23 protein-coding genes and 1 tRNA gene are annotated in these 23,715 nt (G+C 34.6%); 22 read left to right on the forward strand and 2 right to left on the reverse strand.

All coding sequences use genetic code 11. The features are described from left to right. The 12 genes from HS848_RS03300 to HS848_RS12905 are packed head-to-tail and all read left to right on the forward strand — an operon-like array spanning window position 1 to window position 14,159. Complete coding sequence (locus HS848_RS03300) at window positions 1-942, forward strand: phage tail family protein (protein WP_198611252.1); 942 nt, start codon at window positions 1-3, stop codon at window positions 940-942. An 11-nt stretch (window positions 943-953) separates the two neighbouring features. Beyond that, window positions 954-2,810: an SGNH/GDSL hydrolase family protein gene (locus HS848_RS03305; protein ID WP_198611253.1), complete on the forward strand. Its 1,857-nt coding sequence runs from the start codon at window positions 954-956 to the stop codon at window positions 2,808-2,810. 13 nt (window positions 2,811-2,823) lie between these two features. Then, complete coding sequence (locus tag HS848_RS03310) at window positions 2,824-5,481, forward strand: peptidase G2 autoproteolytic cleavage domain-containing protein (protein ID WP_198611683.1); 2,658 nt, start codon at window positions 2,824-2,826, stop codon at window positions 5,479-5,481. Beyond that, the gene (locus HS848_RS03315; RefSeq protein ID WP_198611254.1) at window positions 5,481-6,992 is read left to right on the forward strand and encodes a BppU family phage baseplate upper protein; all 1,512 of its coding nucleotides are present in this window, start codon (window positions 5,481-5,483) and stop codon (window positions 6,990-6,992) included. The genes HS848_RS03310 and HS848_RS03315 overlap by 1 nt, the downstream gene beginning before the upstream one ends. Before the next feature lie 11 nt (window positions 6,993-7,003). Further along, window positions 7,004-7,348, forward strand: a complete 345-nt coding sequence (locus HS848_RS03320) for a hypothetical protein (protein WP_198611255.1) — start codon at window positions 7,004-7,006, stop codon at window positions 7,346-7,348. Continuing rightward, a complete protein-coding gene (locus tag HS848_RS03325; protein WP_198611256.1) occupies window positions 7,341-7,484 on the forward strand; it encodes an XkdX family protein in 144 nt (47 codons plus the stop codon). The genes HS848_RS03320 and HS848_RS03325 overlap by 8 nt, the downstream gene beginning before the upstream one ends. Before the next feature lie 37 nt (window positions 7,485-7,521). After that, window positions 7,522-7,944, forward strand: coding sequence for a hypothetical protein (locus HS848_RS03330; RefSeq protein ID WP_198611257.1), 423 nt, complete (start codon window positions 7,522-7,524; stop codon window positions 7,942-7,944). 7 nt (window positions 7,945-7,951) lie between these two features. Beyond that, the gene (locus HS848_RS03335; protein WP_232806062.1) at window positions 7,952-8,368 is read left to right on the forward strand and encodes a hypothetical protein; all 417 of its coding nucleotides are present in this window, start codon (window positions 7,952-7,954) and stop codon (window positions 8,366-8,368) included. Between the two features lie 42 nt (window positions 8,369-8,410). Further along, window positions 8,411-10,375 carry a glucosaminidase domain-containing protein gene (locus tag HS848_RS03340; RefSeq protein WP_198611258.1) on the forward strand — a complete coding sequence of 655 codons (1,965 nt, stop codon included), beginning with the start codon at window positions 8,411-8,413 and terminating at the stop codon, window positions 10,373-10,375. A 53-nt stretch (window positions 10,376-10,428) separates the two neighbouring features. After that, the gene (locus HS848_RS03345; RefSeq protein WP_198611259.1) at window positions 10,429-12,441 is read left to right on the forward strand and encodes a BppU family phage baseplate upper protein; all 2,013 of its coding nucleotides are present in this window, start codon (window positions 10,429-10,431) and stop codon (window positions 12,439-12,441) included. 45 nt (window positions 12,442-12,486) lie between these two features. Continuing rightward, window positions 12,487-12,738, forward strand: a complete 252-nt coding sequence (locus tag HS848_RS03350) for a phage holin (RefSeq protein WP_107641246.1) — start codon at window positions 12,487-12,489, stop codon at window positions 12,736-12,738. An 11-nt stretch (window positions 12,739-12,749) separates the two neighbouring features. Then, on the forward strand, window positions 12,750-14,159 hold the full coding sequence (locus HS848_RS12905) for an N-acetylmuramoyl-L-alanine amidase (RefSeq protein WP_198611260.1): 1,410 nt from the start codon (window positions 12,750-12,752) through the stop codon (window positions 14,157-14,159). 399 nt (window positions 14,160-14,558) lie between these two features. On the opposite strand, the gene HS848_RS03360 is transcribed toward HS848_RS12905, so the two are convergent. Further along, window positions 14,559-14,632 (reverse strand) — tRNA-Arg (locus tag HS848_RS03360). Window positions 14,633-15,500: 868 nt separating this feature from the next. On the opposite strand from HS848_RS03360, the gene HS848_RS03365 reads away from it, so the two are divergent. From HS848_RS03365 to HS848_RS03385, 5 genes are all read left to right on the forward strand, one after another. Beyond that, a complete protein-coding gene (locus HS848_RS03365; protein WP_103167484.1) occupies window positions 15,501-15,635 on the forward strand; it encodes a beta-class phenol-soluble modulin in 135 nt (44 codons plus the stop codon). 34 nt (window positions 15,636-15,669) lie between these two features. Further along, window positions 15,670-15,801 carry a beta-class phenol-soluble modulin gene (locus HS848_RS03370; protein ID WP_103167485.1) on the forward strand — a complete coding sequence of 44 codons (132 nt, stop codon included), beginning with the start codon at window positions 15,670-15,672 and terminating at the stop codon, window positions 15,799-15,801. 62 nt (window positions 15,802-15,863) lie between these two features. Beyond that, complete coding sequence (locus HS848_RS03375; protein ID WP_107506785.1) at window positions 15,864-15,998, forward strand: beta-class phenol-soluble modulin; 135 nt, start codon at window positions 15,864-15,866, stop codon at window positions 15,996-15,998. A gap of 61 nt (window positions 15,999-16,059) precedes the next feature. Continuing rightward, on the forward strand, window positions 16,060-16,194 hold the full coding sequence (locus HS848_RS03380; RefSeq protein ID WP_103167486.1) for a beta-class phenol-soluble modulin: 135 nt from the start codon (window positions 16,060-16,062) through the stop codon (window positions 16,192-16,194). Between the two features lie 104 nt (window positions 16,195-16,298). Continuing rightward, entirely contained in the window at window positions 16,299-16,991 is a 693-nt protein-coding gene (locus HS848_RS03385) for a YjjG family noncanonical pyrimidine nucleotidase (RefSeq protein ID WP_198611261.1), read from the forward strand. 112 nt (window positions 16,992-17,103) lie between these two features. Here HS848_RS03385 and HS848_RS03390 read toward each other — a convergent pair whose 3' ends face one another. Further along, on the reverse strand, window positions 17,104-17,553 hold the full coding sequence (locus tag HS848_RS03390; RefSeq protein ID WP_107507904.1) for an N-acetyltransferase: 450 nt from the start codon (window positions 17,551-17,553) through the stop codon (window positions 17,104-17,106). Window positions 17,554-17,746: 193 nt separating this feature from the next. Here HS848_RS03390 and bshC point away from each other — a divergent pair, with 193 nt between their 5' ends. The 5 genes from bshC (at window position 17,747) to HS848_RS03415 (ending at window position 23,598) form a co-directional block, all read left to right on the forward strand. Then, window positions 17,747-19,360, forward strand: coding sequence for a bacillithiol biosynthesis cysteine-adding enzyme BshC (gene bshC, locus HS848_RS03395; RefSeq protein WP_198611262.1), 1,614 nt, complete (start codon window positions 17,747-17,749; stop codon window positions 19,358-19,360). A 142-nt stretch (window positions 19,361-19,502) separates the two neighbouring features. After that, the gene (gene mraZ, locus HS848_RS03400; RefSeq protein ID WP_107507902.1) at window positions 19,503-19,934 is read left to right on the forward strand and encodes a division/cell wall cluster transcriptional repressor MraZ; all 432 of its coding nucleotides are present in this window, start codon (window positions 19,503-19,505) and stop codon (window positions 19,932-19,934) included. A gap of 14 nt (window positions 19,935-19,948) precedes the next feature. Beyond that, window positions 19,949-20,884: a 16S rRNA (cytosine(1402)-N(4))-methyltransferase RsmH gene (rsmH, locus tag HS848_RS03405; protein WP_198611263.1), complete on the forward strand. Its 936-nt coding sequence runs from the start codon at window positions 19,949-19,951 to the stop codon at window positions 20,882-20,884. A gap of 16 nt (window positions 20,885-20,900) precedes the next feature. Beyond that, window positions 20,901-21,302: a cell division protein FtsL gene (gene ftsL, locus HS848_RS03410; protein ID WP_103167493.1), complete on the forward strand. Its 402-nt coding sequence runs from the start codon at window positions 20,901-20,903 to the stop codon at window positions 21,300-21,302. Then, entirely contained in the window at window positions 21,283-23,598 is a 2,316-nt protein-coding gene (locus HS848_RS03415) for a penicillin-binding protein (RefSeq protein WP_198611264.1), read from the forward strand. Before ftsL ends, HS848_RS03415 begins: the two co-directional genes overlap by 20 nt. Window positions 23,599-23,715: the final 117 nt, after the last annotated feature.

Consider the following 23,715-nt stretch of genomic DNA (forward strand, 5'->3'; position numbering starts at 1 on the left):
TTGATAGCACACGATATTGAAATCATTAAAGATAAAAACAAGTATATGATCAGTAATAATCGCTTTACTGGTACTGCACTTAAAGTTATCTCATATGATGTGAAAGGCGCCGGGTATAGCCGGGAGTTTGATAAAACAGACCGGTTACAAGGGCGCTTTTTCAATTTTGAGTATGAAGAAAAGAAAGTAGTAAACCTTAGATTAAGGTATCAAGTAGAGAAAATGGCCGAAGTAACACATTTGAAGTCTAATCTTCAAGCGCTGTTACGTGGTCATTTTTATTTACGTGAATTATCCGCACCTGACTTAACTATTCGCTTTGAAGATATGTTCAAGCCACAAAAACAAGAGTTTGAACTTGAGTATACAGACGGTCGACAAATCTATGTAGGTTTAGTTACCGAAGTATCAATAGACACTACTCAAATTGCCGGGGAAATTGAACTAGAATTTGAAACAATCGAATTACCCTACTTTGAAAGTATTGGTTACAGTACCGACTTTGAAAGTGAAAGTTTAAGTATGGAAAAATGGGCAGTATCGGACAATGTAGACTTTGATGTGAATAGTAATAAGCGTAAGTATACATTTCGTAATGTTAAAATTGTTGATATTTATTATGAGGGTACCGTAGAGATTAACCAATTCAATCAAGATAGCGTTGTCGAAATAACTTTAGGAGAAAACGTGGCTAAAGATGATAAATCAGGTGCTACGTTCTACATGACAAATAGTGGTGATGTTATCAGTATCAAAGGCTTAGAGCTACGTTCAGGCGATGTTATTAAATTTGACGGTCGTCACACATATAGGAATGGCTTAAATATTGATGATTACAACATAGGTAAACGTCAACCTACCCTATTACCTGGTTGGAACACGTTCCACAGTACTAAAACTATGCAACAAATCAAATTTAAGCACAAATGCTACTACATGTAAGGAGTGATTGAATGCCAATATCTTTAAAAACATTACAAGGCGTCGGTCAAGCCTTACCAGTAGGCACTAAGCTTAATGAGAAGTTGAATGACTTTGACGGCACTTTGGATATTGAGATTGATGAAAATAAAGGTACTTTCGACGCAATCGGTGCAGTTACTAAAATGTGGACTATCGCAGAAGTTGGAGGTACTGATGATTTCAATGAATATCGAATTGTAATGTTAGATAAAACAACTAAAAATAAAAAGACTAAACTAACCATTAAAGCTCGACCAGTTCAAATAGACGATTTAAACAATAGTCGTGTGTATGAAACTTATAATGGTAGTTTTACTGGTCAAAAGTATTTCGATTTAGTATTTAAAGGGACTGGTTATAAATATAATTTACACGCTAAAGTGTATAGTTCGAAATTTGAAAATCTAGGCAATTGTGATACTAACCTAGATTTATTTAAAAAGGGGCTAGAGGCTTATAATCTAGAATATATTTATGATCCTAACACTAAAACATTCCATTTATACGATTATATTGAGCGTAAGGCGGACTATTATATTAAAGCTGGCGTAAATGCCAATAATATTAAAATAGAAGAGGACGCTACAAAATGCTACACCTTTATTAAAGGTTATGGTGGTTTCGACGACCAACAAACTTATAATGAGGCTAGTTTGCAATTTGAGTACACCTCTCCTTTGGCCGACTTAATCGGTAAACGACATGCGCCACCTGTACAAAATGGACGAATTACTAAAGAAGATACGTTGAAAAGTAAAATGGAACAAGTGATAAATGAAAGTATTAAAACATCAGTAACGCTAGATTTTGTATTACTTAAAAAATACTTTCCAAATGCTCTGCCAAAGGTCGGCGATATTGTAAATGTAATTGATGATTTGATTGGCTTAAATGAGAATTTGAGGATAATCGAAACGACTACAACACGTGATATCAACAACAAGATTATTAAAATGGATGTAGTTTTGGGTGAATTTAGATTACAAGATAGATATGTTAAAGCAGTAAGTAAAGCTGCTAAGTATGTAACTAACTTAAAATCGAATAACCCTGCTAAAACACAACAAGAATTACAAACACAAACTAATGCCAATACTAAAACTGCACAAGATTTACTAGGTAAAACTGACGACCTCAAAGCGAAACTTAATAAAGCAGACGCTAAAAGCGTAACTACTGCTAACGGTACGATTGTGCATGACTTCTCTAGCAAATCTAGTATCAAAAAAGTTAAAACGATTGGTACGATTGGCGATAGTGTGGCTAAAGGATCATATGCAAAAACTAACTTTACACAATTATTAGCCACAAAGATTAAAGCTAAGCCAACTAACCTAGCTGTAAGTGGCGCTACGATGTCAATCAACAAAGAAAATAGCGTTTACGACCAAGCAACTAGAATTAAAGGCGATTTAATCATAGTACAAGGCACTGATGACGATTGGATTAGCAATGCAGATATAGGCACTGATAAAACGGACTTAAAAACGTTTTACGGTGCCTTTTATAGTGCGATTGAAAAGATTAAATCAAACAATCCTAAAGCTAAATTATTAGTGATGACGGCTACACGCCAATGTTACGTTGACGGTTCAACAATCAAACGTAAAGATACTGATAAAAACGACAAAGGGCTAACTTTAGTTGATTATGTTAATACTCAAATCGACATCTGCAACACTTTAAACGTACCAGTATTTGACGCTTATAGATATGAGGCATTTAAACCTTATAGCCCGGCTTTCCGTAAATCTAGTATGCCAGACGGCGTACATCTTAATGAAAAAGGCCATGAGGTTGTTATGTATGAATTAATTAAAGATTATTACCAATTTTACGATGAATAGGTGGGATTAAATGATAAACCTAAACGATTTAATAACTAAGCTACATTCTGCTATGGGGTCAAAACTTGTGTCTCAAGTTCAACAAAACTTTGAAACTATCAAAGGCTGGACGGGCGATTTAGAAAGTGACCTCAATTCCCATAAAACAAAGGATGATAAAGCGCATAAATCATCGCAAATTACTTATTCTGATACGACAGTAGAAAACTATTTAGATTATCTAAATAGTAAGACTACTAACTTAGTATTAGGTCATAACGGCGACGGCATTTCAGAACTGAAAGCCTCACGTACTAGTATTGACGGGAATAACCATGATGATTTATCTAATCGTTTGTTTTATGATTTTCAAAAACAGAAAAAGAGTATGGACGAGTTACGCAAAGAATTTGAATTAAAATTAAAACGAAATGTAAGCGTTGACGACTTTGGTGCTGATCCAACAGGGCAACAAGATAGTACCAAAGCGTTTGAACAAGCATTAGGCAACGGTAATGTAACAGTTAATATGAGCGCCGGTACATACTTAACAACAGGTATTAAAATGCCTAACAATTCCCGTTTAGTTGGACAAGGTAAAGGTATTACTAAAATTAAATTTATGGATAGCACACCGGCACAAAATATAGGTATTACTAACCTAAAAATGAGTGGCGCAGCTAGAAATATTGGTTTAGAGAACTTTGAGTTTGACGGTAATAAGTTTAGACAAAATAAAACACTTAAACCTGCCGGAGGTTCACGTTCAAGTAATATCAGATTTGCCGGCGTAACGAATGGTTACATCTACAACATTGTATCACACGACGCGTTACTACATTGTATTGATGTTACGTATGCTAGTGACGATTATTACTATCAAGGCGACGGTAACCGTGTACCTAGATCAACTGAAAGCCAATTTATTCATATTGACAATTGCGAAGTTTACGCACATGGAGACGACGGTATCACAACGCACCATTCACGTAATATTACTATCACAAACTGTTATGCACACCACCCAACCATTACAGGTGGTAATAACAACGGTATTGAAATTGATGACGGTTCACAACAAATCTACTTATCAGATAACAAAACTGAACATAACTTCGGCGGCTTAGAAATTAAAGCACATGCACCAACTAGCGCTGCAAGATGTATATTTGTTAACAATCATCAATCAGTAGAAGATATACGCTCATATAACATTAGACACATTGGCCACCACCTTAAAAAGACAGATACACCTACGAAAACGGCAGATAGCGTTGTACTAAATAACTGTACGGCTATGTATCCTAAATACAATGGTGTTTATACAGGTTCAACGCCTAGAGCGTTAGTTATCAGTGCTTACCGTAATGTAACCATTAACAACTTCACAGCAGTAGGCGACGGAGATTTCGGTAAATTAGATAACGGTAAATTAGATACTGAACAACCGGTAATCGCCGTTCAATTTATGTGTGAGAACATCATTTTGAATAACATTAATATTGTTAACTTCAAAAACGCCGGCGCCGATATTAAGATATATGGTGGCGACAACAAAGGTTATAAATTTATCTTGAATAACATTAATATATTCGGCTCATCACAAAAAGTTGGTATTTCAGGTGGTTCAGGAATTTATGATTTGAAAATCACAAATTGTAACTTAAAAGGTATTGGAACAGGTGTTGGTGTAGAATTATTTAACAATACCACTATTATTAGCGGTGTTACAGCAACAGGTTATACTAACGCAGCTAAAATAGCAGGTGAAACATACAATACTGTACCTACTGTTTTGAAAGGTGGAGCTAGTATTGCCTCAAGTGGTTCGTCAGGAATTGCAGACCAAAGCGCAGTGATTGCATCAACCGGTGGCTCTAAAGCTTATAACGCACGTAGTTATGTAATTGGTTCTGGTCAAAGTTCTAAAGCGTATGGTTCTAGAAGTAGTGTTATGAATTCATTAAGTTCAGAAACGGACAAAGATAGTCATACGCAAATGGTATTTGCAAGCCGTAATGTTAAATCGCCTGGAAGTTATCACGCAGTAGCCGGTTACAACGACAAAGGTGGTCCCTCAACTTCAAACATTAAAGTTGATTTCAATACATTGAAAGGTGATTTAACACTTGCAGGCAAACTAACTCAAAACAACGCTGATATTGCAGAGTTGTTTGAAAGTCAAAGTGGCCAGGCAATAGATTTAGGTACAATCGTTACATTAGATAACGGCAAAATTAGAAAAGCACAACCGAATGACCGTATCTTAGGTGTTATATCTGGCACTGCTGCACTTGTGGCTAACGATAAGACATATCATCACAAGGATAGATACTTACAAAATGAATACGGTATGACAATTACTAAACGTGTTCAAAAAGAATTTATTGATGATAATGGTAATTCGATTTTTGAATGGCGAGACGAACCAGTCGAAAACCCTGATTATGATAGTAATTTAGCTTACTTATCACGTTCTGAACGACCAGAGTGGAACACAGTAGGTTTGTTAGGTCAAATTTATACAAACGTAGAAAAAGATGTAGTAGCTAATGATTATGTTAATGCACGTGCTGGTATTGGCTATAAAGACAATGCAAACGGTCACGGTTGGGTACAAGAGATTACTACACCTTATACCGAAGAACGTGGATACGCTATCGCATTAGTAACGTGGGGGGTGCCTAAATAATGGAATTAGAAAAAATCGCAAAGATTAATTTAGAAGAAGAGGCATACTTAAAACCAATATCTAACAAAGGTATTGGTTTTTATAATTTAGACAAAAATACTGCTCAATTCCAATTTATTGTTACAAAGAATAAAAAACCTTTATTAATCTCTAATAACAACGTTAAAGGATATGCCTTTTTTAAAGCACAGAATGGAAGTCAAACCGAACGTGCTAGTACATCAGGTGTGTTAGATGTTGAGTATATTGATCCAATGAAAGGGTTAATCGGAGTAACAGTACCTCAATGGTTTTTAAAAAGTGCTACTAATTCAACTGTAAAAGGCGAAGTTTACTTATCATTAAACGATGTTAAGTTACAAGGCAATGATGATACGGTTGTATTAGGTACATTTGAATTTGATGTAAAAGATAGTTTAGTCAATCAAATTAGCAGTGACATTAAAGTGTCTTATATACGTATGTTTGATGATTTACGTACAGTAATTGAACAAAAAATTGAAGATTTGAAACAAGATATTCAAGCAACTTCAAGCATGTTAGAAACGATTAAACAAACAGTAGAAAATGCTATCCAATCAATTAATCAAGCTAAAGATGATAGTTTAAACGCAATAGATAGTAAAAAAGTAGACGCTTTATCAAACATTAATAATCAAATCGTTAATGGTTTAGCTCAAATTGACTCTAAAAAGAATGATGTGCAAAGTAGTTTTGAACTTGCACAAAATGCTATTCAAGCCGATGTAGATAATCAATCTCAAGTTTTCGAAAGTAAGATTGCAGAGGCAAATAGTATTATTGATGATAAAGTAAATCAATTTAAAAACAACGGGGCATTAACTAAAGGTGATGTTGATAGTTTAATGAGTGGTTACGATTGGCAACGTTCTAAGCTAACAGATAGTAATGGTGCTACTTTATCAGTAACTAACCTAGATTTTGATGACCCTTTAACTATGATTACAACATCTGGTTTCTACTATTTATACACACCATTAAATGGTCCAACTGCTAGTGCTAAAAATGGAGTTTTATTCGCAACCTTTGTTAGTAATAACTATATCAAGTTTATTTTCACTCCGTACAATTCTAATGAGATTTATATTCGTACCAAAGTTGGTGATAGTTGGTTAGCTTGGGAAAAAGTAAATGATTTTAAAGATACTGGTTGGGTAGATTTAACAATTGTTAATGGGACAGTTGCTAATACGGTATTTAGCGATAGAAACGGCTTTAAATCATCATTTAGAGTAGTGGCTCAAAACGGTGTAGTAACTAACCACGTGAGACTAAATGCAAGTAATCTAATATCTGGCCAAGTAATCGCAACGTTACCGAATAACATAGTCAAAAATGCACAAAGTTTTCCAGTAGTAAGTTCAGTAAATAAACCTGGTTGTTATGTAAACATTTTACCTAGTGGCGACATTGTTTTCTACACATCAAACATCACTGGCGAATGGACGAAAGATGATTACATTTATTCAGAAATTAAATTTATAAATTAAGGTGTGAAAATATGAAAATTGTTTATTTATGGAAAAACGGCAAACCGGTTGTAGTCTTTAAAAACGATGATGACGAATACGAATATCCAAGCGATAAATGGACGGAAGATAAGCCAACGGACGGCTTATACGCTCCTATTTATTATGATGGTAAAGAATGGATTGGCCAAACAAAAGAAGAATTCGAAAAAACAGTAATTCCAACGAAAGTTGAACCTGATGAAAAAGACATGGTTATTGAAGATTTAACAGAGCAGTTAGCAAAAACAAACGCGGAAGTTGATAGTTTAAAAACGGCTTTTGTAGATTTAACGGAACAAATAGCGTCAATTCAAGGAGGTAATTTAAATGGGTAAATGGGTAATTAAATGGTATAAAGAGGGTCGTTACACGCCGGGAAAATTTAAATTATATGTACGTTGTGGTTGGGTAACGCCAGAACAGTACAAAGAGTTAACAGGAATTGAATATATAGATGAACCACAGGCTTAGCGCTTGTGGCTTTTTAATTTGAGCAAAGAGGTGTTATATGAATAAAAAAACACAACAGAACGAAATGGAATATATCAATGTTGTTTCTTTAATAACAATGGGTATGTTGGCAGTTATAAGAGGTTTATTTTGGATAATTGCTTCGGAAGAAACGGCACATGATAGCCCGTTATACGAAAGTATGCACGAATTAATAAATCTATCGTTTTGGGGCGTTCCTTTCTTTATTGGAGGGGTCCTTTTGGTAATCGCTGGTATCTCGTTACCTTATAGAAAGGTTAACAAGGTATATAGTTTATCGCTTATTCTAGGCGGTTTTATTTGCTCTATGTTCTTCTTCATTATTTCATTAGCAGGAATGGACCAATCGCTAAATTGGTTAACACCTGCAACGTTTCTCATTATGGCAATGGGTAGTGGTGGCTATGGATATGTAGGAGTGTTGTTCTATCGAAAATAATGAGATAGTGCTACCTAGAGAATATTATAATGATATAGATAATATTAACAAACGCATCAGAGAGGTAGATGAGAAACACACAACACAATACAATACATTACATGTTTTGCTAACCGAAACAAATACCACTATGAAATCAGTTGCAGAAACTAACAGAGACATCAAAAATGAACTTGTAAAAACCAACGGTCATTTATCCAATCAAGAAAAGCGCATAAGCAAAGTCGAAAGTGATGTTGAAGATTTAGAAGAAGATAGTTTAGGTTTTAAAAAACAACTTGAAAAAGAACATGAGTTGGCTCAAATGAAAGGTAAAGAAAATCGTGACTTCATATTGAAACTCCTCACTATTACAGTAGGTGGCGGTGGTGCTGCATGGTTACTTAAACCTTTATTTGAATTAGCAAAAGCAATATTTAATTAAGTCGATACTTCGGTATCGGCTTTTTATTTTGGAGGTGTATAAATGGGATTGCCTAATCCAAAGAGCCGTAAACCAACGGCGTCAGAAGTTGCAGCATGGGCAAAATCAGTTATAGGTAAAAGAATTGATTTACCTGGGTCTGGAGGGGGGCCCCAGTGTTGGGATTTACCTAACTATATATTCGAACGCTATTGGCATTTTAGAACGTGGGGCAACGCCGTTGATATGGCTTATTATAAATACCCTAAAGGTTTTAAATTTATAAAAAATACACCAGACTTCGTCCCCCTTCCCGGAGATATAGCTGTGTGGCACCCTGGTAATGGTATAGGTTGGGCAGGTCATACTGGTATAGTTGTAGGTCCCTCTAATAAAAAGACTTTTAGAACAGTGGACCAGAATTGGGTACACTCTGAATATCCACCTAACTATAACTGGGGTAGTCCTGGCGCATACGTAACGCATAGTTACACAAGTGTTACAGGGTTTGTTAGACCGGCATATCAAAAAGAGGTTAGACATGCAGGGACACCTAAAGAAACAACTAAGCCTAAAACGCCTACTAATATCAGACCGGATGTTAAACCACATGACAGTTCTAAAGATGTAACAACTACCGGAGAGGCTAAAAAACCACACTTTAAAGAAGTTAAAAAAGTAGAATATACTGACTTTTTACTTACTTTAGATAAGCAATTAGAATATAATTACCATTTAATTATTGATGAGGGTAAACAACTCGAAACACCTAAAGGCATTTACATAAAAGAATGTCCTTATCTACGTGACGTTGAAGAACTTTACTTACAACGTAAGCGTTACGTGTCGGACGATGAATATCCACACGTTTACATTGATAGGGAGCGAATTTGGACGCCTAGATCAAGGTATATTGAGGCGCCTGAACATCCTGGTTGGTTAGTGTTAGAAGTGTGTGGCGCTCAAACAGAAAGTAAGCGTCAGTTTATGCTTAATCAAATACAAGCGTTGGTTTATGGCGTATGGATGTTAAGTTGGAGCAAGATTAAGTTATCTGAAAGTAGTATTAAAGTTGATGATAATATTTGGCGTACGATGAAAGATTTAATTGATTACGACATGATAAAAAAAGGTGTACCTGACGAAAGTAAATATAAAGATGTCGAAAAGAAAATCATTGAAATGTACTTAAAACGCGACCAATTACGCACAGAAACAATTACTACAACTACTATTAAAAATACGATTAAACTTAAACCTACTGAAACGGCTAAAGATACTAAAAAAGCAACAACGCCTGCCAAAAATACAACAGGTGTAGTTAGCGGTGTTAAAGAGAAGGATGCTAAAATTACAGTTGAGAAGAGTAACTATTCATTCAAACAGGCGCTTAACTTACAGTTATCCAAAGGATATCCACAAATTAGTAACGGTGTGAGCTGGTATCGCCCTACTAATAATCAAGTTAAAAACGCCATGAATCCAACAACGATTTTTAATAGTAAAACGCAAATTTACCAGTTTTTAAATCTAGGTAAGTATCAAGGTGTATCAGTTGAGAAACTGAATATTATCCTTAAAGGCAAAGGCACACTTGCAGGACAAGGTAAAGCTTTTGCAGAGGGTTGTAAAAAGTACAATATTAACGAAATTTATTTAATCGCCCACGCATTATTAGAAAGTGGTAACGGCACCTCATACTTTGCAAGTGGACGTGCAGGAGTATATAACTACTTTGGCATTGGTGCGTATGATAATAATCCTAATTATGCGATGACGTTTGCTAGAAATAAAGGTTGGACTACACCAGCTAAAGCGATTATCGGAGGGGCCAAATTCGTTAGACAAGATTTTATCAACGTAGGGCAAAATACATTATACCGTATGCGTTGGAACCCTAAAAATCCAGCTACGCATCAATACGCAACAGATATACGTTGGTGTGAACATCAAGCAAGCACAATTTATAGTTATTACAAAAAAATAGGGTTAAAAGGCTTGTACTTTATCCGAGATAATTACAAATAACGGGCTATCTACTGACAGTAGGTAGCCTTAATTTATAAATAAGAGGTGTATATATGTTAGGTAAAATGAGCGATATAGAAACAAACATTAATGTGGCAACGGCAGAAAACGGCAATATTAACGCCAATTTTTATACAGAAGATGATGGAAATGCATACATTCGTATTACTGTAACTGATAATCATGTAAATGTAGATTTTACAGACACAAACATGAAACCTAGGCTAGATTTATTCTGTCAAGATGGTTCTATATTCACAAACGAACCATTAGATATCCCACTACCTAAAGATGGTGTTATCTTATACAAACTAAGTGACGCATTGATTAAGCATGCTGGCAAAGTGGACGCTAAATTATTCTTAGAATATAAAACAACAAGTGTTCATGTAGCGAATTTCTTTTTTACTATTAGAGATAGTGGAATCGATGGTCCGATTGGGAAAGAAATACACGTTGATTCATTGCAAAGGCTTGTTAGAAACGTGATGTCTGAAAATGCTATGGGGTTATTAACCGATGAATATACAAAAGAGCTAAAAGATGATATTCATTCATATTTAGTAGAAAACCCTGATAAGTTCAAAGGGGACAAAGGTGAAATCGGACCACAAGGACCTCAGGGGCCTAGAGGTAAAGATGGCTCATCTTTAATTTTTGAAAACGTGCCTACTAAAGACGGCGTTAATTTACGTGTGTTTGATAGTGTAGATGGCCAAAAAGGAGATATGTTATACGAAACGCAAATTAAAAGCGACGCAAATAACAACAAATCAATAACAGACTTATCTACATTAGGTGTAGTTGGAGATGGTAAAACTGACGATACCGTTAATCTACAAAAAGCGCTAGATTATTGTGCAAAAAACAACTGTATTGCTACATTTAACGAGACTGCTTTAATCACTGACACAGTTAACATTAATTGCATTGTAGATATGCCTTTAGGTTCTATCCTTGCAGATACGGCAGGTAAACCGGCTATTATCTACGGTAATGATGATGATTATTTAAAAAATCATATTTCTACTTTACCTAGCGTATTTTCTAAAGTTAGAAGTTGGGATACCCCTAATTCAATGGGAATTAAAGTGTTAAATGTTCTAGAAAGTCATTTAACCTTCGGTAGAGTCGAAAACTTCAATGTAGGTATTAGAATGTCTGCAACTAAAAGTTTATGCTATAACACATTTAATATCGGCTCATTAATTAATAACAAAATCAATTTATATGTCGGCCAAGAAAACGATCTATCATGGATTAACGAGAACCAATTTAATGGTGGTCGTTATGCACATTATTCTAATGAGGGTAAAAACATGGACGGAATTTATCAAATCTATGTAGCTAAGCCGGATACTAACCCTTACATGATTAATAACAATCTTTGGACTAAACCGAGCATCGAGGGCGAAGTGGCAAAAATTGGTGTGAGATTGCAAGGTATGTACAATACATTCTTTAATGCACGTTTTGAAAAGAATGAGAATACACCTTATACAATTAACTTCTTTTCAAACAGTGCAGATAAACCAACACAATTTAACACAATCTTATCAGGTTACCAATCAGCTCAAGTCCAAATCGTTGAAGATGATTACTCATCACGTAATGTTTTGCAATCTCAAACATCACACCGTGCAGCTGTAAACTCCAGCACTGGTAACTATCGCTATCAAAATAAATTTAGTGATAACTCGCCATTATTTAAAATTATCGGAAGTGCTGAAAACATTGATGACAAAGCAGAATCAAACTATAACTTATCTTTAGCACCTAACTACATGAATATGAAACGTGCAACGGACATCTATCCACGTTTGAAATTTGATTTTGTAAGTGGTTCTATTCAAGCAGGTGATGGTACATTTGCACCAACAAACTGGATACAAGGTGCGCAAGACGGTTTCATTGTGAACGGTAATTTATCTTTAAAATCGCACGCATGGAATAATAACCTAATTCAGTTAGGTACAAAATATATTTGGGTAGATAGTAACAATGATATACGTGTCAAAACTGGTAAACCAACTTCAGAATTTGACGGTAAAGTTTCAGGGAGATAAGTCGACTTCGGTCGGCTTTTTATTTTGAATAAAAGGAGGACAAAAATGACATCAGATAAATTAAAACAGTATATCGGTTTGATAGGTGGAATGTTAGGTGCTTTATACCTTGCTTTGAAAGCGAGTGGTATAGAAGTGCCTTTTTTAATGCCTGAAAAATTAGACGCATGGCAGAACTTTGCTACTTCAGCAGTACCGTTTGTCATCGCAATTTATGGTGTTTATAAAAACACATATGTTATTCATTCGCATTCAAAAGCGCAAGAAGAATATTTGAAAGAAAACAATTTAAAATAGGAGTGTTATAAATGGCTACTGAGAATTGGAAAGGCGTAAAGGTACGTTACGATTTATTGACTAAGGGAACACGGCGCTATGGTGAACAATTAGACGGAGGTAAACCACAATTTATTGTTGCTCACGACACTGGCAACCCTAATACATCTGCACAAACTAACGTTAACTATTACGAAAATACGCATAATATACCGTGGAACCAAGTAGCAAGTGCGCATATCTTTGTAGATGATAAAGAAGCTATTATTTGCATTCCTACAACCGAGAAAGCATGGCATGTACTTTATGACGCGCCAACCGATAACCTTTGGTATGGTAAAGATGCAAATGATGTAGCGATTGGTGTAGAAATTTGTTATTTCGATAACAAAGAACGTTCTTTAAAAGCACTAGATAACGGCGCCCGCGTACTTGCGTACTTAGCAGAGTATTGGAATATTGACTATAAAACGCGTATGCCTGGACATCAAGATATTCAATCGGATAAGCAAGATCCGGGTAATCTTTTGCAAGCATGTGGCTATGGTCGCAGCACGAGCAATCTAGATAAACAAGTAGCTAAATATTACAAAAAAGATGTTAAAGTCAAAGCGACTCCTACCCCAGTAAAAAAAGGTGCTACCACCCTTACACGTGATGAATTTGTGAAGTGGCTTAAATCTACTGAAGGTAAACAATACGACTTTGATATGTACGCAGCGTTCCAATGCTTTGATTATGCTAACGTTGGGTGGGATAAGTTGTTTGGTCATGGATTAAAAGGCGACGGTGCTAAAGATATTCCGTTTAACACAATTAATCTAAAATACTTCGAAAAAGAAGCAACCGTTCACAAAAACACACCTAAGTTTTTAGCTAAGCCAGGCGACTTAGTTGTTTGGGGCGCTCAACTTGGTGGAGGTTGGGGTCATGTTGCTTGGGTAGTTGAGGCTACTTTAGATTATATAGTTGTAATCGAGCAGAACTGGTTAGGTGGTGGTTGGACTTGTGGTCCTATTAATAACGGGTCAGGTTGGGAAACTGCTACACGTCGTAAACATGATTACGAAACTGAAATGTGGTTTATTCGTCCTAACTTTAGCGAAAAATCAACTAATACTTTAACTACACGCGTACGTGCTAAAAAACCAGCTAAACAGATTACCTGGAATTGGAAAGGTCGATTTACTACTAACTCAACTATCAAAGTTAGACGTAGTGTAGGACTGAAAGGTTCGGTTGTAGATGCTAGTTCATGGTTGTTACCTAATCAGTGGGTAGACTTTGTTAGTATTACTAAAAAAGATGGTTACTGGTGGGCTAAGTTTAAATATCCGACTAACCCTAGTGCCGGTTATTTCTACTGTGCTTTATGTAAAATTACAGATAAACAGGAACGTATTAAGAAAGAGAAGTATTTCGGCAAGATAACTTGGAAGTAATCTGATGTAATATAACCACACGACATTACACAGGGATAAGCATAATGGTGCTTGTCCTATTTTTTTATGTTACAATATAACTGTCATCTTGGCGGATGAGATTATATACAAGTCGTTGAAACATTTACGGCAATATTGTTAGATATTTTATCTAAAAAACCATATATAACCTAGGTTAGGTAACCGTATCTTAATAGGTACGGTTATTTTTTATGCGTAATTTTCAAAAAAACACAAACCACGTTCTTATGAGTGTGGTTTTTTTATGTGAGGGACTCGGGTCCCTAAAAAGTCCCTAAAAAATAGTTTTATATGGTGTGTTATTAATAGTGGATATAGAAAAAAGCCCGTCATAGCGGGCTTTTTGTTTTCGGAAAGTGTTTAATTTTCGTTTACTAACGTCCTGGGAGGGATTCGAACCCCCGACCGATGGCTTAGAAGGCCATTGCTCTATCCAGCTGAGCTACCAGGACATGATTTTTTAACACAAGAATTATTATAGCTAAAGAAAACTTATTTAGCAATAGTTATCATATAAAAAAAGTTTATATTTTTCACTAATTACGTGTAATTGTAACTTACATTTCTATCTATAGGGCGACGTTTCAATATATCAGAGTTTAAATCATAATAAAAATAATTAATAAACTACAATTAATGAACGCTGTTAAGAAAGGCCCAAAAGTTTTAAATTTATTTTTCGAAATTAACCCTATAAAGCCAAAAAAAACTGTATAAGTATCATTAATATTGAAACAATAATTAAGAAATTACTATTAATAAAAATTAACGTAATAATAGAAAGAACAGTTGCTGAAAGGCTGCGTGAAAGGGCGTAGTAAGAAATGGTTGATCGACTAATATAGCTAGATTGTATAGAAAAACTCATACTTACAATAGCGCTAATAAAAATAAATATAGCTAAAATTAAATACATAAAATACCTCTTTTTATAAATGAATTGAAAATATATTACTTACTATACTACAAAAACACCTTATCTCCCGTATTTATCATAATTTCCAATGATTAAACAGTATAAGTAGTAAATACATGTACTTATATTAATGAAAAGTAAATGTTAACAAGCTTTGTAAAGCTAATGTAAAAGTATTGTAAACGTTTACAGAATTGTCGGATTTTGCAAAACATATTTGAATTCCTAAGTGTATGATTTACAATCTTTGTTTTACAGTTTTGATGATTAATGTCCAAGTTGAGAAAAAAGAGCCAATAGATGAGAAAAGGGCTATATAGTATAAGTATCAAAACGATAGTTAAACACAACAACCTAACAATCGTTTTAAGAATTTTACCAATTAAATTTAAGGAGTGTATAAAATGGAAGGTTTATTCAACTCAATTAAAGATACAGTAACAGCTGGCATTAATGGTGATTGGACTAAATTAGGTACAAGCATTGTTGGTATTGTAGAAAACGGTGTAGGTTTATTAAGCAAATATTTAGGTTTCTAATATAAAAAATTAAAAAAGGAATGGAGAATTTAATATGAAAATAGTACAAGCAATTTCAGATGCAGTTCAAGCAGGCCAAAACCAAGATTGGGCTAAATTAGGTACAAGTATCGTAGGTATTTTAGAAAATGGTATTAGTTTCTTAGGAAAAATTTTCGGTTTCTAATAAAGCAATAATTAAAAATATAATTTTACTAAATAAATAAACAAAGAAATGGAGAGATTATAATGCAAAAAATCGCAGAAGCAATCGCAAACGCAGTACAAGCAGGCCAAAACCAAGATTGGGCTAAATTAGGTACAAGCATCGTGGGTATCGTAGAAAACGGAGTAAGCGTTCTAGGAAAAATCTTCGGCTTCTAATTAAGCAATAATACAAATACAAAGTTACTAAATTAAAAAATAAAGAAATGGAGAGATTATAATGCAAAAAATCGCAGAAGCAATCGCAAACGCAGTACAAGCAGGACAAGACAAAGACTGGGCTAAATTAGGTACAAGCATCGTAGGAATTGTAGAAAACGGTGTAAGTGCATTAGGAAAAATCTTCGGTTTCTAATAACTATCGTAATAGTTGACCAGGGCAAACGCTCTGGTCTTTTTTTATTGCTAATACATTTTCTGTTAAACTGTATACATAAATATAATTAAGGATGTACAGGTATGAAATACAATACAATTTTACTGGATTTTGATGATACTATTGTGGATTTTTATGATGCTGAGGATAAAGCGTTTCATAATATGGCGAAACGTTATAATCATTATCCTACGGCGAAGGATTTTCAGTTTTTCAAACAAGTAAATCAAGCGCATTGGGAAGCTTTTCAAAAGAATGAGTTAACGAAAGAAGAAGTATTATCTCATCGTTTTATAGAATATTTTAACCATTATAATATTGAGGTTGATGGGAAGGAAGCGGATGTAATATTCAGAGATGAATTGGCTAAAGCCCCGCTTAAACATTTTGATACAACGTTAGAAACGCTTGATCGTTTATCGCAAGCGTGTGAATTATATATCGTGACAAATGGCGTGACAGATACGCAACAACGCCGTATTGCTCAACTAGAAGATAAAGATATGTTTGATGATGTATTTATATCTGAGGAAACAGGTTATCAAAAGCCAATGACTGAGTTTTTTGATTTTATTTTCAAAAAGATTGGTAATGAGAAACGTGCAAATTCAATAATAGTTGGAGACTCTTTAACTTCTGATATAGTGGGAGGAAAGAATGCTAATATTGCTACATGTTGGTTTAACATCAGAGGGAAAGAGAATAATACAGGTATTCATCCAGATTATGAAATAACAACGTTAACTGAGTTAGTGGATTTAATTGAAAAGGGTTAAATAGTTAACAACCTGAGACGTAGGATAACAATGTTTATACCTCGTGCGACTGATTATGCTTCGAAGTCTAAACGCTATTATCTTCATCTCAGGTTGTGATATTTATTAAAAGCTATTTGTTGTTTGGTGCCCAGATTAATACATCGTGACCTTCTGGATTCTTTGCTTGAACGTCTTCAAATCCGTGACTAATTAAAAATTCTTTAGAGTCTTGACGTGCAATGGCTTTGATAGGCATATTGTAAGATTTTGCATAGTCAATTAAATCTTTGCCATAACCTCGATTATTATATTGTTCTAAAACTTCTAATTTCCATAATAATAGGTAGTCATCATACTTTGGAAAATACTTTTCCTCTACGTCACCTTTTTTTAATAGTGCCATACGGGCAGCTAAATTTTCCCCATTGAAGATGCCATAGAATGGTGAGTCTGAACTCGCATCAATCATTTGTCCATTAAATTCTTCTACCATATATAAATCTTGATTGCCGAATGCTCTGAATGCCTCAAATAATTCATCAGTTTTATAATTAATCTCAAGATGTTTCACTTCACTCATATTGCAATTCCCCCTTATTTATTTTATATTATTATAACGCAAAAAGTAGGTAAATTTCATTTAATTGAATAATGGAAGAAGCGTTAAAGTCACAAATGAAAAATATTTCTTTCATATATAAGCCGTAAAATTGTCAGATAGTGCTATAATCTTTATACTATATGAGTAATAGCAATGTCGAAGGAGTATGGGTATGGACTGTCAAGTAACATATTTTAAAGAAAAAGATGCGTTTATTACTAAATTGGAAAATAATGACGAACAACTATTAAAATTTTATCAATATAATCCGGTTGAACAATCAAGCTTTATTAATAGAATGAATAGTTCTAATAATGGAAGAGAACAACAGTTAGCGCAAATTATCGAAGCATATATGTCTGATTTAGATATAACTGCGCCTCAACAATCAAACTTAAAGGCATTAGAAAATGGCGCGAAGGTAGTCATAGGTGGGCAACAAGCTGGAATGTTTGGTGGGCCTTTATACACATTTCATAAAATACTTTCTATTGTAACGTTAAGCAATCAATTAACAGAAGAACACAATAAACCGGTTGTGCCTGTATTCTGGATTGCTGGTGAAGATCATGACTTTGACGAAGTAAACCATACATACGTTTACAATTCGAAAGAAGCGCAATTGCATAAAGTGAAATACCATACTATGGCACCACCTGAAACGAATGTGTCGCGTTATTCACCAGATAAAGAAGCGCTTACTGAGGCTTTAAAACAATTTTTCAAAGAATTAAAAGAAACTGAAAATACCAAAACCCTTTATAATAAATGTTTAAATATCATAAATCGATTTGATACATGGACTGATATATTTAAAGGGTTATTACATGAAGTTTTCAAAGACCATGGCGTTTTATTTATTGATGCGCAATTTGAACAATTACGCCAACTTGAAAAGCCATTTTTAAAAGAAATCATTGAAAAGCATCATGAAATTGATGAAGCGTTTAGATCTACTCAACAACAAACAAAGGCGTCAGGGTTAGAGCAAATGATTCAAACGGATACGAATGTGCATTTATTCTTACATGAAGATAATATGCGCCAACTCTTAACTAAAGAGGGAGACACATTCAAATTAAGTAAATCAGATGCTGAATTTTCAAAAGAAGAAATATTAAATTTAATTGAGTCGGAACCAGAACGTTTTTCTAATAATGTAGTAACAAGACCAGTAATGGAAGAGTGGCTCTTTAATACAGTGGCATTTGTTGGAGGCCCGAGTGAAATTAAATATTGGGCAGAATTAAACGACGTATTTAAGCTCTTAAACGTTGAGATGCCTATTGTCTTACCACGAATGAAAATGACTTATATCACTGAAAGAACTGATAAGTTATTAGAACAATACCAGTTGAAAGCGGATAAAGTGATTCAATTAGGTATTGAAGACGATAGAACAAAGTTTGTTCGTGAACAAGCTTCAGAAGACTTTATTCAAAAAGTCAAAGAACTTAAAGCGGAGCAAGCTAAAATTTATCAACATTTGTTAGCTGAAGTAGAGGGTAATCAAGATAACGTAAATTTAGTAAACAAGAATAATGAAATTCATAATGAGCAATTTGATTACTTGTTAAAACGCTATTTGCTTAATATCGAAAGAGAGAATGATATTAGCATGAAACATTTTAGAGAGTTAGAACATGTGTTACGCCCACTCCACGGCTTGCAAGAAAGAATATGGAATCCACTACAAATCATGAATGATTTTGGGATAGATGTGTTCAGTCCCTCCACCTATCCACCACTTGAATATACATTTGAACTAATTATTATAAAGCCTTGATTTAATAAGCATTTGACCCATTTTATCAATAAGATAAAATGGGTCTTTTTATATAAATATAAAGAATTTTAATATATTTTACAGAATTAGTGGAGGATAGTGGTGAGATGTGGTAAATTATAAATAAGGTGAGGTGATAATAATGTTCATGGGAGAATACGAGCATCAACTTGATGCTAAAGGTCGTATGATTATTCCATCTAAGTTTAGATATGACTTAAATGAACGATTTATTATCACGCGAGGCCTTGATAAATGTTTATTTGGTTACACACTTGAAGAATGGCAACAAATTGAAGATAAAATGAAAACCTTACCGATGACAAAAAAAGACGCACGTAAGTTTATGCGTATGTTCTTCTCTGGTGCCATTGAAGTTGAACTTGATAAACAAGGGCGTATCAACATCCCTCAAAATTTGAGAAAGTACGCTAACCTAACTAAAGAATGTACAGTAATAGGCGTTTCAAATCGAATTGAGATTTGGGATAGAGAAACATGGAATGATTTTTATGATGAATCTGAAGAAAGTTTCGAAGATATTGCTGAAGATTTGATAGATTTTGATTTTTAATGGAGGAATTAACCGTGTTTCATCATATAAGCGTCATGCTCAAAGAAACAATTGATTATCTTGACATCAAAGAAGATGGTATTTACGTAGACTGTACGCTTGGTGGTGCGGGACATGCACTCTATTTATTAAATCAATTGAACGATGACGGTAGATTAATTGCAATCGATCAAGATACTTCTGCTATTGAAAATGCTAAAGAAGTACTAAAAGATCATCTACACAAAGTCACGTTTGTACACAGTAACTTTAGAGAATTAACTGACATTTTAAAAAAATTAGAAATTGAAAAAGTGGATGGTATTTACTATGACTTAGGGGTTTCGAGTCCGCAACTAGATATCCCTGAAAGAGGATTTAGTTATCATCACGATGCAAAATTAGATATGAGAATGGATCAGACCCAAGAGTTAAGCGCTTACGAAGTAGTGAATAACTGGTCGTTTGAAGCACTAGTTAAGACATTTTATCGTTATGGCGAAGAATCATTTTCAAAACAAATTGCTCGACGAATTGAAGCACATCGTGAACGACAACCAATCGAAACAACATTAGAACTTGTAGATATCATTAAAGAAGGTATTCCGGCTAAAGCTCGCCGCAAAGGTGGTCATCCTGCCAAACGAGTTTTTCAAGCTATACGTATTGCGGTTAATGATGAATTATCTGCATTTGAAGATTCAATTGAACAAGCAATTGAATTAGTTAAAGTAGGTGGCAGAATATCAGTGATTACTTTCCATTCATTGGAAGATCGATTATGTAAGCAAATTTTCCAAGAATATGAAAAAGGTCCTGATGTGCCTAGAGGGTTACCAATTATTCCTGAAGCGTATACACTTAAGTTAAAAAGGGTGAATCGCAAGCCTATCACAGCAACTGATTCAGATTTAGACGAGAATAATAGAGCGCGTAGTGCTAAATTACGTGTCGCAGAAATACTAAAATAAGGAGTAATTGAAGAAGATGGCTGTAGAAAAAATATATGAACCATATAATGAAGTCCAGCACAACAGCATACCGAAGCAACAACCGCAAACTGAACCACAGACCCGTACAGTTACTAAGAAGGTTGTAGTTCAACTTACAAGATTTGAGAAGTTCTTATACATAACGCTTGTCACTGCAATTGCTGTCATCGCTATCTATATGCTATCTTTAAAAATGGATGCGTATGATACTAATGGAAAAATTGCAGATTTAGAAACAAAAATAGAACAACAATCGAGTGAAAACAGCGCAATTCAATCTGAAATTAAGAAAAATTCTTCTTACGAACGCATTTACGATAAGGCAAAAGAACAAGGAATGAGCCTAAAGAACGATAATGTAAAGGTAGTGCGTACTAATGGCGAAGCGAAAAATTAAAATTAGAAAAAATAAATTAGGAGCAGTCCTCCTTGTTGGTATATTCGGACTGCTCTTTTTTATATTGGTTCTAAGATATTCATATATTATGCTAACGGGTCATTCGGATGGTCAAGACTTGATTATGCGAGCTAATGAAAAATATTTAGTTCAAAATAATGAACAAGCTGAACGAGGAAAAATATATGATAGGAAAGGAAAGGTCCTAGCGGAAGACGTTGAAAGGTTTAAAGTGGTAGCAGTCATTGATAAAAGTGCGAGTGATAACAGTGACAAACCACGTCACGTGGTCGATAAAAAGAAAACTGCTAAACAATTAGCAAAAGTTATCGATATGAAACCTGAAGAAATTGAAAAACGTCTTAACCAAAAGAAAGCATTCCAAGTTGAATTTGGTCAAAAAGGATCGAACTTAACATATCAAGATAAAGAAAAGCTTGAAAAAATGAAATTACCTGGTATCACGTTATACCCAGAAACTGAACGTTTCTATCCTAATGGTAACTTTGCTTCGCATTTAATCGGGATGGCACAAAAAAATCCTGATACAGGTGAATTAAAAGGTGCTTTAGGTGTAGAAAAAATCTTCGATAGTTATTTAAGTGGTAAAAAAGGTGCCTTATCTTATGTCCAAGATATTTGGGGATATATAGCACCAAACACTAAAAACGAAAAAGCGCCTAAGCGTGGGGATGACGTTCATTTAACAATTGATTCCAACATTCAAGTATTTGTTGAAGAAGCATTAGATGACATGGTTAAGAGATATCAACCAAAAGATTTATTTGCAGTAGTTATGGATGCCAAAACTGGAGAAATTTTAGCTTTCAGTCAACGACCAACGTTTAATCCAGAAACGGGTAAAGATTTTGGTAAGAAATGGGCAAACGATTTATATCAAAATACCTATGAACCTGGTTCTACATTTAAAACGTATGGATTAGCAGCAGCGATTCAAGAAGGTAAATTTGATCCAAAGAAAAAGTTTGAATCAGGACATCGTGACATTATGGGTTCACGTATTTCAGACTGGAATAAATCTGGTTGGGGCGAAATTCCAATGTCACTTGGTTTCACATATTCATCTAATACATTAATGATGCATTTACAAGACTTAGTAGGTGCAGATAAGATGAAGTCTTGGTACGAACGTTTTGGATTTGGTAAAACGACTAACGGTCTATTTGACGGTGAAGCATCAGGTAACATTGCTTGGACCAACGAGTTACAACAAAAAACATCTGCATTCGGACAATCAACAACAGTTACACCAGTTCAAATGATACAAGCACAATCTGCATTCTTTAATAAAGGTAATATGTTGCAACCATGGTTCGTGCAAAGTATTAACAACCCAATTTCTAATAAAACTTTCTATAAAGGTGAAAAGACTATCGCAGGTAAACCAATCACTGCGTCTACCGCAGATAAAGTTGAAAATGAATTGGACAAAGTAGTTAACAGCAAGAAAAGTCATGCGATGAACTACCGCGTAGATGGCTATGATATTGAAGGTAAAACGGGAACTGCTCAGGTTGCTGATGAAAACGGTGGAGGCTACGTTAAAGGCGAGAATCCATATTTTGTAAGCTTCATTGGTGATGCACCTAAGAAAGATCCTGAAGTCATTGTCTATGCCGGTATGAGTTTAGCTCAGAAAAATGATCAAGAAGCGTATGAATATGGCGTAAGTAAAGCTTTTAAACCTATTATGGAAAATACGCTTAAATATCTCAATGTAGGCTCTAAAAAAGATGAAACTAAGACTGCTCAGTATACTAAAGCACCGAATGTCGTAGGACAGACTTCAGATAAAGCACAAGATAGTCTTAAATCTGAAAACCTACAGCCAATTGTAATTGGTAGTGGTGATAATATTAAATCTCAATCAGTAAAAGCTGATAAAAAATTATTACCGAACAGTAAAGTATTATTACTAACAGACGGAGATATCACTATGCCAGATATGAAAGGTTGGACTAAAGATGATGTCCTTGCATTCCAAGAGTTAACTGGCATCAACGTGACTACAAAAGGAAGCGGTTATGTCACGAAACAATCTATCTCTAATGGTACGACATTAAAAGATAGTAGTAAGATAGAAGTTGAATTATCTACGGATGACCCAGATGCTACATCTGACAATTCGAATAATAGTTCATCTGCAACAAGTGATGCTTCTTCTAAAGAGGATGATTCAAGTAGTGAAGGTGAAAGTGATTCTTCTTCAAGCAATGACGATGAATCTAACTCAAATAGTGATTCAAATAGCGACTCAAATAGCGATTCTAATTAACCTTTGAGTTACTATTTGAACCTACTTAAGAAAATAATGAGTATAGAGTTGCGAGATGAGGGAGAGGCATAATAAAAAGTAAAGCCTTATCCCTCACCTCGCTAACATACTCAAATC

Source organism: Staphylococcus caledonicus, from assembly GCF_016238465.1.
Lineage (GTDB): Bacteria > Bacillota > Bacilli > Staphylococcales > Staphylococcaceae > Staphylococcus > Staphylococcus caledonicus.

Excerpts from the sequence above, each read along its gene's own strand:
- HS848_RS03365 (WP_103167484.1), top strand. The coding sequence starts at position 15,501 with ATGGAAGGTTTATTCAACTCAATTAAAGATACAGTAACAGCTGGCATT.
- HS848_RS03415 (WP_198611264.1), top strand. The coding sequence starts at position 21,283 with ATGGCGAAGCGAAAAATTAAAATTAGAAAAAATAAATTAGGAGCAGTC.
- bshC (WP_198611262.1), top strand. The coding sequence starts at position 17,747 with ATGGACTGTCAAGTAACATATTTTAAAGAAAAAGATGCGTTTATTACT.
- HS848_RS03350 (WP_107641246.1), top strand. The coding sequence starts at position 12,487 with ATGACATCAGATAAATTAAAACAGTATATCGGTTTGATAGGTGGAATG.
- HS848_RS03390 (WP_107507904.1), bottom strand. The coding sequence starts at position 17,553 with ATGAGTGAAGTGAAACATCTTGAGATTAATTATAAAACTGATGAATTA.
- HS848_RS03370 (WP_103167485.1), top strand. The coding sequence starts at position 15,670 with ATGAAAATAGTACAAGCAATTTCAGATGCAGTTCAAGCAGGCCAAAAC.
- HS848_RS03305 (WP_198611253.1), top strand. The coding sequence starts at position 954 with ATGCCAATATCTTTAAAAACATTACAAGGCGTCGGTCAAGCCTTACCA.
- HS848_RS03320 (WP_198611255.1), top strand. The coding sequence starts at position 7,004 with ATGAAAATTGTTTATTTATGGAAAAACGGCAAACCGGTTGTAGTCTTT.
- HS848_RS03340 (WP_198611258.1), top strand. The coding sequence starts at position 8,411 with ATGGGATTGCCTAATCCAAAGAGCCGTAAACCAACGGCGTCAGAAGTT.
- HS848_RS03385 (WP_198611261.1), top strand. The coding sequence starts at position 16,299 with ATGAAATACAATACAATTTTACTGGATTTTGATGATACTATTGTGGAT.
- HS848_RS03330 (WP_198611257.1), top strand. The coding sequence starts at position 7,522 with ATGAATAAAAAAACACAACAGAACGAAATGGAATATATCAATGTTGTT.
- HS848_RS03380 (WP_103167486.1), top strand. The coding sequence starts at position 16,060 with ATGCAAAAAATCGCAGAAGCAATCGCAAACGCAGTACAAGCAGGACAA.
- HS848_RS12905 (WP_198611260.1), top strand. The coding sequence starts at position 12,750 with ATGGCTACTGAGAATTGGAAAGGCGTAAAGGTACGTTACGATTTATTG.
- HS848_RS03345 (WP_198611259.1), top strand. The coding sequence starts at position 10,429 with ATGTTAGGTAAAATGAGCGATATAGAAACAAACATTAATGTGGCAACG.
- HS848_RS03315 (WP_198611254.1), top strand. The coding sequence starts at position 5,481 with ATGGAATTAGAAAAAATCGCAAAGATTAATTTAGAAGAAGAGGCATAC.
- ftsL (WP_103167493.1), top strand. The coding sequence starts at position 20,901 with ATGGCTGTAGAAAAAATATATGAACCATATAATGAAGTCCAGCACAAC.
- HS848_RS03325 (WP_198611256.1), top strand. The coding sequence starts at position 7,341 with ATGGGTAAATGGGTAATTAAATGGTATAAAGAGGGTCGTTACACGCCG.
- HS848_RS03375 (WP_107506785.1), top strand. The coding sequence starts at position 15,864 with ATGCAAAAAATCGCAGAAGCAATCGCAAACGCAGTACAAGCAGGCCAA.
- mraZ (WP_107507902.1), top strand. The coding sequence starts at position 19,503 with ATGTTCATGGGAGAATACGAGCATCAACTTGATGCTAAAGGTCGTATG.